Origin of the sequence: Algibacter sp. Ld11, assembly GCF_045066735.1 — a bacterium.
Classification (GTDB): Bacteria; Bacteroidota; Bacteroidia; order Flavobacteriales; family Flavobacteriaceae; genus Algibacter.
This window is the reverse complement of the sequence record NZ_JBISHH010000026.1, coordinates 441946-456143: the sequence shown is the minus strand read 5'-3', so window position 1 is coordinate 456143 and position 14198 is coordinate 441946. Positions and strand designations below refer to the sequence as shown.

Genomic DNA, 14198 nt, shown 5'->3' with positions numbered 1-14198 from the left:
TACAATGAACCTAGGTTAAGAAATTCGTTTCCTAATTCGGCTTAAAGCCTGGGCTGTAACCCCGATATACGAAGCAATATATTTTAAAGGTACTTCTTTAATTAAGTTCGGTCGCTCTGTAAATAATTTAAGGTAACGCTCTTCTGCAGTTTCATTTAAAAGCGATTGTTCTCGTTTAGATTTTATTAAAAATAGACGCTCTGACGACATGCGCCCAATAACATTACCAACAAAACTTTTTTCATATACCTCTTGTAAATCTTTATAAGAAATGCTCCAGATAACCATATTGGTAAGCGCCTCTATTTGGTAGAGCGATGGTTTGTGTGTTAAAAACGAATCGTAAGCGCTTATAAATTCATTTTCAAAACAAAATCCGAAAGTGATTTCTTTCTCTTTATCTTCCTTAGGAATTAAAAAACGTGCTATACCAGATTCTATAAAAGAGATGTAGTTTTCCACCTGACCAACATCGGTAAGTTTATCTTTTTTATTAAACTCACGCTTAATTAATTTAGATGAAAACAACGTCCAATCGGTATCATTTACCGTTATGGTCTCTTCTATATAGGCTCTAATATTTTTCATTTAAAACTATTCTAGTTCTCGAAAAACTCTGGATAAAATATGAATTAAAATTATTTTATATACACATTAAGTAACTCTTTCAAAAGTAATATATCTTGTTCTTTATTACGTACTAAACGATTTTCTTTATCATTTTCAAAAGCAGCATAATCAATCTCAACTAAATGAATTTTCTTCTTTTGAAGGACGTCTCTACGTCTTTTATTATATTTTTTTATTTGTTCAGCTCTAGTTATACCACTAACCGTCATTACGTTCAGTTTCTCTTCATCTTGATCAGCTTCACTTTCCTTTTCTAAAAACTCAATAACTAAATTAGCTTCTTTATAAAAAGCTGCTAATGGCAATTTAGTTCTCGTTTTTCCTCTTTTATGCATATCTCCTAGTAAAAAAGGAAAGGTATGTTTACGCGATGCTTTTTCGCTAAGCACCTCATCACATAGGTCTAAAACATAAAACTCATCACTATTTTCTCTTGTTTCTTGTGCTTTTTCTTTTTTAGAAACCGCACCAATAGCTTCATTCGGTACAAACTCTGCTCCTTCTCTTAATAAATACCAATAAACAGCTGTTTCTGTACGTTCTGCATGTACAGCAGGAATTTTATCTAATGCTTTTTCTTTATCTAAAGCTCTAAAAACTTTACGAAGCGGTAACCCTTTTTTTGTGTCTTTTGTAAAAACTCCTGCCTCTATTAAATCGGACATAATATCCTTAGCCGGAATCGAGTTTTTTTCCGTATTTGTATTAAAATAATTCTCTATTACTTTATTAATTTGAGCGACTTGATCTTCGCTAATATTACTATTCTTCATGATTATAACTTTTATGCTAATTGTAGCAACTACAATTAAAACGGCCGCAAGATAAGCCATTATAATTATACTACCCGTTTAATTAATTTTTGAGGTATTATTTTAACATCTATTAGGCTAAGCATATTGCTCAACAGACTAAAAAACTACAAATAAAAAAGCTCAACACCTAAAACAGGTGTTGAGCTTTTTGTAAACAACTTTGCGGTTACTATTTATAAATTATTATTCCCAACCTGGGTTTTGTATTAGGTTAGGGTTAAGTTGTAATTGATCTAAAGGTATTGGTGATAAATAAGCTCTAGATTCATCAAAGTTATAATTACCAAAGTTTGAAAAAGGTAATAAGAATCCTTCTGCATCTAATGGTGTTGCCAATGGTAAAGTGTTTACTACACCATCGTTATAAAAAGCGCCTCTTGGTTGATCTCCATCAATTAAAGCATGTGCTCTCCATCTGTTTAAATCATCAGTTCTAAATCCTTCAGCCATAAGCTCAACAGAACGTTCTCTACGAACCTCGTATATAATAGATGTTAAAGTATAACCATAGTTTGGCCAATTAGGATCTGTTGTAATGGCTCCTAGAGTAATTCCCGGCATACCAACACGAGTACGTAATAAATTTACAGATTTATCTAAATCTGACTGTGTAATTGAGCCTAATTCTGCTTTAGCCTCAGCAAATATTAGTAGTACTTCAGCATAACGCATAATGATTCTAGATGTGTTTAAAGTAAAATTACTGAAAGCAGCATCATAATTTACATTTCTATATTTTTGGCTTTCATAACCTGTATTACCCGTGTTGGCATCCGTCCAGTCTGGGAATTCCCATACAGAGGTTACACCATCTCGTATTTCTACTTCGTCTCCTGGTACCATTATTAAGGCCGCTAACCTAGGATCTCTACCAATTTCAATAGTATTTAAGTCTGTACTACTTCCATCAAGAGTACTAACTGCAGTAGGTAAACCATCTGCAGCTAAATAGCTATCAACAGCAAACTTAGTATACCCACAACGATTAGGCCAAGATATTTGTATTACATTGTCGTTTGAGAATTGTATTGCGTCATAATCTCTCCAAAGCATCACCTCTGTATTATCACTTAATCCAACTTGGTTAAATAATGTACTGTAATCATCATGTAAAGAAAATACTCCACTATTCATTACAGCTTCAGCGGCATTGGCAGCTATTTGTAAATACGTTGAACCATCAGAACCAGCTACACCAAAGTCAGTACCACTATGGTACTTTTCCCAAGTTCCTTCATATAAGGCTACTCTTGCTTTGAAAAGCTGAGCAGCTTCTTTACTAATTCTTGGGTGACTAGAAATTTCTGGATAAGATTGCATTAAACTTATAGCTGTATCTAAATCTGAAAGCATAAAATCAACAACTTCATTTCTAGGATCTCTAGCTTTATAAAGCAATTCCGTATCAGTATTATCAAAATACTCAGGATATATCGGCAAATCACCGTAGCTGTTTAATAAATTAAAATAATAGTAAGCTCTGAAAAAATAAGCTTCACCTGAATATTGATCAACTAAAATTTGATCTCCTTCACTACTTGCTACTGCTTGATCTAAATGATCAATAAGCCAGTTTGCCTCTCTTACTTCATCCCAGCTCCATATGCTGTTAGTTGCCGCAGAGGGAACTTCTAAACTTAGCCCGCTTAGTCTATTACTTGGGTTTTCGGTTAATCCCATATCGGTATTACTATCCGGCAAAGTGTTAAATCCAACTCCAGTACTTGCCCAACCAGGTAAATCATTATAAAAGCCATTAACGGCTGCTTGAAGGTCTGATGAATTTTGATAAAACGACGCTTCAGAAACTGTGTCCAAAGGAATTTTTTCTAAAAAATCTTCACAAGATGTCAAAGAAAATATTGAACTCAGAATAAGTAATTTTAATATATTTTTCATAATTATTCTTTTTTTAAAGTGATACATTAACTCCAAATGAAACTATTTTTGATAGTGGATAAGATGATGCGCTACCTAATAAATCATTGCTTCCTCTTACTGTTTCTGGATCGAAAAAGATTAAGTCAGTTGCAGTAAATAGGTTTTCACCTGTAACGTACATTCTAATATTATTGATGTTTAGCTTGTTTGTTACAACCTTAGGTATTGTATATCCTATCTGTATACTTTTAAGTCTAGCATAAGCACCGCTTTGTATAAAGTGTGTTGTGTTTTGACTATAGTTTTTGTTTGTTCTACCTCCACCATTTAAATATGGTTTAGGAAAATAAGCATCTGTGTTAGCTCCTAACGGGCTAGTAGTATCATCTGGTCTAAAATAATCTAAATGACCTTCCCAAACAAAGGCATGAAATGGTCCGTTAGATGGACCTCTAAATCCTTGAGAATTTCCTTGAACTAAATTTACATCACGTTTTCCAACACCTTGTATAAAAGCGTTAAAATCGAAGTTTTTATAATTCATACCAAGTGTAATACCATATTGGTATCGTGGCGTATTGTTACCTATAACCATAAGATCGCCACTTTCATCAGCAGTACCATCTCCATTATTAATTACACCATCTCCATTTTGATCTACATATCTTAAATCTCCAGCCTCATAAGTAAAGCCATTAATAGCAGTTTGATTTACTTCTGCAGTATAAGCATCAGCTTCTTCATTGGTTTGAAATAAACCATCAGTTTCATAACCATAAATATCTCCTAAATCTAATCCTACGAAATTACTAGTAAGTAAATTAGTTTCATTTGGAAATTCTGTAACCGTACGTTTGTAATCATTTAATACACCTCTCACACTATAACCAAAATCTCCTAATTGTTGTCTCCAATTTATTTCAAGATCAAAACCTTGAACTCTAACGGTTCCAACATTTCGTAAAGGAGGAGATGCTCCTAATGTTGCAGGTAACTCCAAACCTTGTCCAATAACATCTTCAGTATCTATTCTATACCAAGAAAATGCCATAGTTAACTTATTATTAAAAGCACCTAAATCAAAACCAATATCTGTTGTTTTAACTGTTTCCCAAGTTAAACTTTCTGTTGTAAAACCTGGTGTTTGAGCAAAATTACCTTGTTGGCCATCAAATAAAAATCCTGTTTGATTATCCGTGTCTATTAGCGATAGGTAACCGTAATTTGGTGCAACTTGTTGACTACCCAAAGAACCATAAGAACCTCTTAATTTAAAAGTGTTAATACTCTCAAAAGGCCAAAAATCTTCTCTAGCAACATTATAACCAGCAGAGAAACTTGGTAATCCTACCCATCTGTCTTCTGGAGCAAATCGAGAAGCAGCATCCCTTCTGTATGTAAACTCTAGCAAATATTTTTCATCATAATTATATCTAAATCTACCAAAATACCCCATAGTAGACCAGTTTGTTATAGATTCATTAACCGTTTGGTCATCATCTAACGATGCATTTAAGGACACTATGTTGTTTGTAATTAAATAATCTGTGGTTGCCCCAAGCGAATAAAAGTTGTTTAACTCACTAGTAATACCTGAAGTTACATTAACATTATGCTTGTTAAAAGATTTATCGTATGTGGCATAAAAATTTGGCGAAAAATATTCTGTTCTACTTACAGTTGGTGAATACGACGATTGTTCTTGACTTCTTCTATCAACAAGTCCATTTGGAACAATTTGTTGATGAGCTAACACTGTCTCTTCTCTAAAAACGTTCGTTTTTCTATAATTTAAATCTAAGTTTAATTTCAGGTTCTTAGACGCTTGAATAATAAATTTAGGTGATAGTATTACCTGATCTGTTCTAACTTTTAAACGTTGAAATTCCCAAAATGGATAATACGCGTGTTGCAGCAGTTCTTCACCATAAATAGGATCAAATTGAGGTAAGGTTGGTTTTATTTTAGTAATTAGATCTAATACTCTAGTTTTGTTACGAATGTCACTACCTTGACCTGTTTCTGACGGGAAATCTGTATAACTTTTTAAGAATTTACTGTACAATTCAACAGTTAGCCATTTATTAGCTTGTGCACTAAATTTTGCGTCTAAATTATACCTTTGGAAAGACTCATCGCCAACAGCTAATAATCCATCCTCATCATAGGCACCAGCAGAAAGGTAGTAGTTCATTTTTTGATCTCCACCAGATATGCTTAAATCGTGTTTTGTTCTTAATGCTGTTTTTTTCAAAATAATCTCATCCCAATTTGTAGCGCCAGTACCCTGAATACCAATTGTTCCATAGTTCCAACCATTTCCAGAAGCATTACTCTCAATAGAAGGTGCGCTACCAGGGTTTGCCATGTTAGATATAATATTAGCTAAATCAGTTTCATCATAATAAACGCCTTGACGGTTATTAGTACGCGCATCGTTAATAGCATAAGCAAAATTTATAGGGCTTGCAGCATCCGGATACGTTGTTGGTGATGTAAAGGATACATTACTTCTATAACTTACCCTAGCTTTTCCATTTGAATTTTTACCGCTTTTAGTAGTAATTAAAATAGCACCCGCCGAAGCGTTAGAACCATAAATAGCAGCAGCAGCAGCATCTTTAAGCACAGATACAGATTCGATATCTTCTGGGTTAATATCGCTTAAGCTCATACGAATACCATCAATTAATACTAATGGGGGGTTATCTTGAATACCACCATTACTTGTTATGTAACCACGAATGTTAATGCTAGAGTCAGCACCAGGTTCACCACCAGCTGTTGAGTTAGAAACAACTAAACCTGGAACGGTACCTTGTAAAGAACGAGCCGCATTTGCTGTAGGTCTATCAGCAAAAACTTCCGTTCCTACTACAGAAACAGCAGCTGTTAAATTCACTTTTTTCTGTGTACCATAACCAACAACAACAACCTCATCTAATTGAGAAATATCTTCATCTAAAACAATTTTAAGGTTAGTTTGGTTACCAATAGGAACTTCTTTTGTAACAAAACCAACAAATGAAAATACTAACACTGCATTTGCATTGGATGGTGTTATCGAGAAACCTCCATCAAAATCAGATTGAGCTCCATTAGCTGTGCCTTTTTCAACAATATTAACACCGGGTATTGGTTGACCGTTAATATCGGTAATTGTTCCTTTTACTTGTTGTTGTAAATAGTTAGTAGTTTTTTTAAATTCTACACTCGTAATAGGTTCCAAACCATAACTGGTAGAAACGCACGAAAAAACTAAAACGCTCAAGAAAAAACTTAAGTGCTCTTTTTTTCGATAGAAAGAGAAATTTTTTAATTTAATTTTCATAGAAATGTGAGTTAATTAATAATTAAAATTTTAGTAATTAGTTATTATTCTTAACAATATGTATGTTCTAAAAATGAATCTTAGATAACAATTGGAGATTTTAACGTTTATGTTAAAAAAATTCAAAATATATGTTAATAACAGAATAAACTTATATATTCTTAATGTTAATTAGATAGAAATTTCGACCAACAACCTCTAGGAATCGATAAATAATTATAAATGAATTAAAATAAAACCATTAAATCTCGAAAAGCGTGTTTATCCTAATACTTATAAATCCAGTTTTATTTTGCTCTTACCTGTTATAAATAAAAATTACCATATATATATATTGCCTTACATAGGTTCAACTAATATACGATTACCCACTTGCAAAAAATCAGATAAAATTATAAATAAATGAATTTCAATTACACTCATCTATTAATCAACTAACAACTTAACATTACATAGCCCAGATAAAATTAATTCTTAATATTCATCCTAAATATTATAAATCATATACATTCGCTTATAATATCATCTTCAAAAGCAAAACAACATTAAAGAAAACACTACCTTAATCTTTACTAGAAGGTTATTGGTCGAAATTATAGCTAAAGAAATCTTAATAAGCATATTTTTATCCCCATCATTACTTACAATCACTATATTACTTTTCCTATATTCTAGCTTAAGATTGAACAAATTTTTAAATCATTAACCAAAACATGAGTACCCTTTTTAGAAAGATAAAAAGCACATTAACCCCCTACTTATTATGTTTCTTATTAACACTTACATCATGCGATAAAAAAGAACTTAAAGTAGGAAAAACTGCAATTATCCCGTTACCGGCAGAATTAATAGAGGGCGACGGCCATTTTATTATTAACGAGAAAACAACTGTATCGGTTAATAATGAAGAGCAAAAAATTATTGCAACCAATTTTTTCAAAACATTTGAAATGGCATCCGGATGGATCCCAGAAATAAGTATAAATAATGAACAAGCAGATATTGTTTTTTATAATAAAAAATCCCTCAACCCTGAAGCTTACGAATTAGTCATTAATACAGGGGGCATAAATGTAAAATCGGCCACACCAGCCGGTTTTTTCTATGCTATGGAAACCATTGGTCAATTACTCCCAACAACATTTTATTCCAAAGAAAAACAAACAAATACTATTTGGGGTATTCCATCTGTTATTATTAAAGACGAACCGGCTTTTAAATGGCGTGGTTATATGCTCGATGTTTCTCGTCATTTTTTCACAAAAGAAGAAGTAAAAGATGCTATCGATTTTATGGCAGAGGTAAAACTAAACCGTTTTCACTGGCATTTATCAGACGATAATGGATGGCGCATAGAAATTAAAAAATATCCAAAATTAACAGAAGTTGGCGCTTGGCGTGTAAACCAAAATGAGAAAGACGAAAGCACCTCTAATTGGTGGGGACGCCCAACGCAGCAACCTGGCGAAAAAGCAACATACGGCGGTTTTTACACACAAGACGATATTAAAGAAATTGTTGCTTACGCTAAAGCGCGTTATATTGAAATAATTCCGGAAATAGATATGCCTGGTCACTCACTGGCAGCTATAGCATCTTATCCAGAAATCTCATGTTCTACAGGTCCTTTTTACGTCGGCACTGGCGGTGTGGTTAGAAATAACACCTATTGCCCAGGAAAAGAAATCACCTTTGAGTTTGTTGAAAATGTACTAGGTGAAGTTATGGATTTATTCCCATTCGATTATATGCATATTGGTGGCGATGAGTGTAATAAAGAAGCTTGGGAAGTGGACCCAGATTGCCAACTCCGCATGAAAGAAGAAAATCTTGCCGATACACACGAGCTACAAAGCTATTTTGTTAAACGTGTAGAAAAAATAGTAAATGCTCATGGTAAAAACATGATTGGCTGGGACGAAATTCTAGAAGGCGGTTTAGCTCCAAACGCAACAGTTATGTCTTGGCGCGGAGAAAAAGGAGGCATTGCAGCAGCCAGACAAGGCCACGATGTAATTATGACGCCTTCACGCTACTGCTATTTCGATTTAAAACAAGGTGACGACGATTTAGAGCCCAACCTTGGCTACTCCTACTCTTTTTTAAAAGATACCTACAACTATAAAATAATTTCCGATAGTTTAACTACCGAGCAAGGCAAACATGTCTTAGGTCTTCAAGGTAATTTATGGACAGAGTCGCTTAGAAATTGGAGCCAAATTACATACATGACTTTTCCACGTTTATACGCTGTGGCGGAAAATGGATGGACCAGTCAATCCAACAAAAACTGGAATGATTTTACAAACCGTTTACTCAACCAATTTAAGCGTTTAGATCAAAAAGGCGAGCGTTATGCAACAAGTGCTTATAATGCCAGAATATATCATACAGGACAAAACAATGGCAGTATAGAAATTGCTCTTAAAACCGAAGTTAATGGTATGGATATTTACTACACATTAGATGGCACAGAACCTTCGCTAGCCTCTACAAAATATGAGAATCCTTTTACTATCCAAAACACAACTACTTTAAAAGCAACCACGTTTTACAAAGAGGAACAAATAGGCAATATTTCAGAAAAAACCTTCCTTATACATAAAGCTGTTGGAGCAAAAGTTATTTATCATGCACCAAAAATTACCGATACACAAGAAACAAACAAGTTAATAGATTTAAACTTCGGAAAATTAAACCGTGGCGATCGTAATTGGCAAAACATTAAAGGTGATTTAGATGTCGATTTAATCTTCGAAGAACTTACAGACATTCAATCTCTAGAAATTACTAGCCTTAGGTTTACAAACTCTAGTGTTTATGTTCCTGAATATATCGAGATTTACGGTTCTAAAGACGGTAAAAACTTTACCAAACTTGGCGAAACTAAACAACTAGAAGCCAGCCATACTCAAGGCAGAAACAAAGTAAAATCTACCATAGCATTCAAAAAAACAAAAGTAAAATCTATAAAAGTAAAAGCTAAAAGCGTTAACCCTATTCCAGAAGGTCACCGCAGAGCTGGTAATGCTTCGCTAATTCTAATCGACGAACTTATTGTTTTTTAAACATTTAAAACTAACAACACACTCATAATGAAAAACACTCTACTAATTGCGCTGTGCATCATCGTTTCAGCCTGCTCAAACAAGTATGCTAAGGTTATTAATACCAAAGCCGATTATCTCATTATTCCAAAACCAACGTCATTACAAATTTCCGATGGCCGTTTTTTGTTGGATGAAAACACAACGATTACCGCAGAAACCACTTTAGAAAACGAAGGACAATACCTTTCTGAAATACTAAGTACTGTTTCTGGTAAACGCATTCCTTTTTCAAAAGAAACCGAAGGCAACATTCTATTAAAACTAGATGATACCATAGAGAATAACGAAGGATATACGCTTTCCGTAAGCTACAATCAAATTACAATTACCGGTAAAACAAGCGCTGGTGTGTTTTATGGTATTCAAACCTTAAGTCAGTTAATTCCCTCACCAGCAACTGCTAGCAACACTCAAGCGGAAGTTTCAATTCCTGCAACAAGCATTACTGACAGTCCAAAATTTGTTTATAGAGGCATGCACTTAGATGTTGCTCGTCATTTTTTCCCAGTGTCGTTCGTAAAAAAATACATCGACATATTGGCCATGCACAAAATGAACACTTTTCATTGGCATCTAACCGAAGATCAAGGATGGCGTATAGAAATTAAAAAATATCCAAAACTTACATCTATTGGTAGCATTAGAAAAGAAACTATTGTTGGTCATGGTAACACATGGAACAAACCCGAGGTAGAATACGATGGTAAACCCTACGGTGGTTTTTACACCCAAGAAGATATTAAGGAGGTTGTCGCTTACGCGGAAACAAGACACATTACCATAATTCCAGAAATTGAATTACCCGGACACTCTCTTGCTGCCATTACGGCTTACCCAGAACTTGGAAACACAGGCGAACAATATGAAGTTGGTAAAAGATGGGGCGTATTTCCAGAAATATATGCACCAAGCGAAGAAACTTTTAAATTTTTAGAAGATGTTTTAACTGAAGTTATTTCACTTTTCCCTAGTAAATTAATACATATTGGAGGCGATGAAGCTCCGAAAACACAATGGAAAACAAGCAAATTAGCTCAAGACATTATAAAAAAAGAGGGCTTAAAAGACGAGCATGAATTACAGAGTTACTTTATTAGACGTATTGAAAAGTTCTTAAACTCAAAAGGTAGAAATATTATTGGTTGGGACGAAATTCTAGAAGGTGGTTTAGCCCCTAACGCTGCGGTAATGTCTTGGCGAGGTGAAAAAGGAGGTATTCAAGCAGCAAAAATGCACCATAATGTAGTTATGACGCCAACAGGGTTTTGTTACTTCGATTTTTATCAAACTAAAGATAGAAAAAACGAACCACTTGCCATAGGAGGTTACACACCCGTAGAAAAAGTGTATAGCTATAATCCGCTTCCAAAAGAACTAACTAAAGAAGAGCAAAAGTATATTTTAGGAGCCCAAGCTAATGTTTGGAGTGAATATATGAAAACACCAGAGCATGTAGAATATATGGTTTTACCAAGGCTAACAGCACTATCTGAGGTGGTTTGGTCTACTTATGAAACCAAAGACTGGGGAGATTTCCAAACACGCCTAATTCACTTAGCAAAAAGGTATGAAGCTTTAGGGTTCAATTACGCAAAACATAGCTTAGAGATTACATCAGAAGATTAAACTCGTTTTTATAAAACATGTCACTTAACTGTTTTTTTTGTCTATGACCTGAAGTTACTGGTCGAAATTATAAGGTAAAAAAGCAATAAAAAGATAGTTTTGAGTCACTAAGCACAAATTACAAGTAATATGCAAACAGAACTTATTAAATACAAAGAAGCCGGTAAATTTGAAGAAACACGTTTTGAAAAAATACACAACGTAATTTTCGAATCATCACAAGAAGCCTCAATTATTGTAGCACAAGAAATAGCGACTTTAATTAAAGAAAAAAGCGCCGCAAACAAACCTTGCGTTTTAGGTCTTGCAACAGGATCTTCACCAATAAAAGTTTACGAAGAACTAGTAAGAATGCACAAAGAAGATGGCCTAAGTTTTGCTAACGTGGTATCTTTTAATTTGGATGAATATTATCCTATGGATAAAAACAACATTCAAAGTTATTACTACTTCATGCATGAACACTTATTTAATCATGTTGATATTCTTCCTGAAAATGTTAACGTACCAAACGGTACTGTAAGCCCAGACGATTTACACCAATATTGCATTGATTACGAAAATAAAATTACAGAATTAGGAGGCTTAGACTTTCAATTATTAGGTATAGGTCGAACAGGACATGTGGGCTTTAATGAACCTGGATCTCACTTTAATTCTAGAACACGTAGCATTATACTCGATCATATTACAAGAGCAGATGCTGCACCTTCTTTTTTAGGGATAGATAACGTGCCTAGAAAAGCAATAACAATGGGTGTTGGCACCGTAAGAAGCGCTAAACGAATTGTTTTACTTGGGTGGGGTTTAAACAAAGCTAGTATTCTAAAAGATACTATTGAAGGAGACGTTACTGGTCAAGTTCCTGCAACGTATTTACAAGAACACAACAACACAACATTTGTATTAGATCAAGGCGCATCGGCAGAACTTACTCGTGTTAAAACACCATGGTTGGTAGCTTCATGCAAATGGACCGAAGAATTAGAACTTAAAGCTGTTGTTTGGTTAAGCCAATTAACAGAGAAGCCTTTCCTTAAATTAACAGACAAAGATTATAATGATAATGGCATGTCTGATTTAATAGCTGAAGAAGGCTCTGCATATGATTTAAACATCAAAATGTTTAACAAGATGCAAAAAACCATTACTGGTTGGCCAGGAGGAAAACCAAATGCAGACGACTCTAGCCGTCCAGAACGCGCTACACCAGAAAGAAAACGCGTTATTATATTTAGTCCACACCCAGATGATGATGTTATTTCTATGGGAGGTACTTTTGATAGACTAGTTCAACAAGGACATGATGTACATATTGCATACCAAACCTCGGGAAACATTGCGGTTTCTGATGAAGAGGCTATGAAGTTTGCCGAAATAGCAAAATCGTTTAATGCGGATTCCAAAGAACCTCAAGCTATTATAGATTACCTAAACAACAAAACAGGTAACGAAATAGACTCTCTTGAAGTAAGAAAGCTGAAAGGGCGTATTAGAAGAAGTGAATCTCTTGGTGCAACACGTTATTTCGGATTAGACGATGATCATGTTCACTTTTTAGACCTTCCGTTTTACGAAACTGGAACCATAAAAAAGAATAATTTATCAGAAGATGATTTTACCATTGTAGCTAACCTAATAGACAACATAAAACCTCACCAAATATATGCTGCTGGCGATTTAGCCGATCCGCATGGTACTCACAAGGTTTGTTTAGACGCTATATTTATAGCTTTAAAAACATTAAAACCTAATAGCTATATGGACGATTGTTGGGTTTGGTTATACCGTGGTGCATGGCACGAATGGGAATCTTACGAAATAGAAATGGCTGTACCAATGAGTCCAGATCAAGTTTTAAGAAAAAGACATGCGATATTCTATCATCAATCTCAAAAAGATGGTGTTATGTTTCAAGGAGATGATAACAGAGAGTTTTGGGTAAGAGTTGAAGATAGAAATAGACTAACAGCAAAAAAATACAACGATTTAGGATTAGCTGATTATGCAGCAATTGAAGCCTTTAAACGTTATCATTTTTAGGATTTATTAATAGCAAATAAAACCAACCAAGGTCTTATATAGAGGAGTTCAATATTTTTTGTTTAACTTCTTCAATATAAGACCTTCCTATTACATACCTAAGGCCTTCTATCTCTACACTATTACCTTCTACAGCATCAATTTTATCTAAAGCCACTGTGTACGATCTATGGATACGCAGAAAATCGTTTGATGGTAGTAAATTTGTAAAATCCGATAATGTACTGTGTATAATATATTTCCCCGTAAGGGTGTTTATTTTCAGATAATCTTTTAACGATTCCACAGTTAAAATTTCATCTAAAAAGATTTTTTTCATTTTCTTCTTATCAATTTTAACAAAAATATAAGGTCTATCCTTAGAAGTATCTACTATCACTTTATTGTTCTCTAACCTCCTATTCACCTTGTTTAAGGCCTTCATAAACCTCGGGAATTCAATAGGTTTAATTAAGTAATCTAAAACATCAAGTTCATAGGTTTCTACAGCAAACTCATCGTAAGCACTTGTAATAATTAAAAGCGGCGGGTTCTCTAAACTCTTAATAAAGTTTAAACCATCGAGTACAGGCATATTAATATCCAAAAAGATAACATCTACAGTGTTACTTTTTAAAAAATTTAAACCATCTATAGCATTATTAAACGTACTAATAAGTTCAAAATCTTCTATTTGCTCCAAATAGTTTTTAATAACATTTATTGCGAGAGGTTCATCGTCTATTATTAAGCATTTTATTTTCATGGAGGTTGTATTCGTTT

8 protein-coding genes are annotated in these 14198 nt (G+C 34.0%); 3 read left to right on the top strand and 5 right to left on the bottom strand.

From position 1 onward, the window contains the following. Positions 1–15: 15 nt before the first annotated feature. The 4 genes from ACJJV4_RS18460 to ACJJV4_RS18445 all read right to left on the bottom strand — a co-directional run bounded on the left by ACJJV4_RS18460 (position 16) and on the right by ACJJV4_RS18445 (position 6657). Entirely contained in the window at positions 16–588 is a 573-nt protein-coding gene (locus ACJJV4_RS18460; protein WP_405296875.1) for a Crp/Fnr family transcriptional regulator, read from the bottom strand. Between the two features lie 50 nt (positions 589–638). Then, on the bottom strand, positions 639–1403 hold the full coding sequence (locus ACJJV4_RS18455) for a hypothetical protein (protein ID WP_405296874.1): 765 nt from the start codon (positions 1401–1403) through the stop codon (positions 639–641). A gap of 225 nt (positions 1404–1628) precedes the next feature. Beyond that, a complete protein-coding gene (locus ACJJV4_RS18450) occupies positions 1629–3344 on the bottom strand; it encodes a RagB/SusD family nutrient uptake outer membrane protein (RefSeq protein ID WP_405296873.1) in 1716 nt (571 codons plus the stop codon). A gap of 13 nt (positions 3345–3357) precedes the next feature. Continuing rightward, on the bottom strand, positions 3358–6657 hold the full coding sequence (locus tag ACJJV4_RS18445; RefSeq protein ID WP_405296872.1) for a SusC/RagA family TonB-linked outer membrane protein: 3300 nt from the start codon (positions 6655–6657) through the stop codon (positions 3358–3360). 713 nt (positions 6658–7370) lie between these two features. Between ACJJV4_RS18445 and ACJJV4_RS18440 the strand changes: the two genes are divergently transcribed. From ACJJV4_RS18440 to nagB, 3 genes are all read left to right on the top strand, one after another. Next, entirely contained in the window at positions 7371–9725 is a 2355-nt protein-coding gene (locus tag ACJJV4_RS18440) for a beta-N-acetylhexosaminidase (protein ID WP_405296871.1), read from the top strand. 27 nt (positions 9726–9752) lie between these two features. Next, entirely contained in the window at positions 9753–11393 is a 1641-nt protein-coding gene (locus ACJJV4_RS18435; RefSeq protein WP_405296870.1) for a beta-N-acetylhexosaminidase, read from the top strand. A gap of 129 nt (positions 11394–11522) precedes the next feature. Then, entirely contained in the window at positions 11523–13436 is a 1914-nt protein-coding gene (gene nagB, locus ACJJV4_RS18430) for a glucosamine-6-phosphate deaminase (protein WP_405296869.1), read from the top strand. Between the two features lie 34 nt (positions 13437–13470). Here nagB and ACJJV4_RS18425 read toward each other — a convergent pair whose 3' ends face one another. Continuing rightward, a complete protein-coding gene (locus ACJJV4_RS18425) occupies positions 13471–14181 on the bottom strand; it encodes a LytR/AlgR family response regulator transcription factor (protein WP_405296868.1) in 711 nt (236 codons plus the stop codon). Positions 14182–14198: the final 17 nt, after the last annotated feature.

What these genes read in the sequence shown, in the direction of transcription:
- ACJJV4_RS18450 (WP_405296873.1), bottom strand. Translation starts at nt 3,344, where the DNA reads ATGAAAAATATATTAAAATTACTTATTCTGAGTTCAATATTTTCTTTG.
- ACJJV4_RS18455 (WP_405296874.1), bottom strand. Translation starts at nt 1,403, where the DNA reads ATGAAGAATAGTAATATTAGCGAAGATCAAGTCGCTCAAATTAATAAA.
- ACJJV4_RS18440 (WP_405296871.1), top strand. Translation starts at nt 7,371, where the DNA reads ATGAGTACCCTTTTTAGAAAGATAAAAAGCACATTAACCCCCTACTTA.
- ACJJV4_RS18445 (WP_405296872.1), bottom strand. Translation starts at nt 6,657, where the DNA reads ATGAAAATTAAATTAAAAAATTTCTCTTTCTATCGAAAAAAAGAGCAC.
- ACJJV4_RS18425 (WP_405296868.1), bottom strand. Translation starts at nt 14,181, where the DNA reads ATGAAAATAAAATGCTTAATAATAGACGATGAACCTCTCGCAATAAAT.
- nagB (WP_405296869.1), top strand. Translation starts at nt 11,523, where the DNA reads ATGCAAACAGAACTTATTAAATACAAAGAAGCCGGTAAATTTGAAGAA.
- ACJJV4_RS18460 (WP_405296875.1), bottom strand. Translation starts at nt 588, where the DNA reads ATGAAAAATATTAGAGCCTATATAGAAGAGACCATAACGGTAAATGAT.
- ACJJV4_RS18435 (WP_405296870.1), top strand. Translation starts at nt 9,753, where the DNA reads ATGAAAAACACTCTACTAATTGCGCTGTGCATCATCGTTTCAGCCTGC.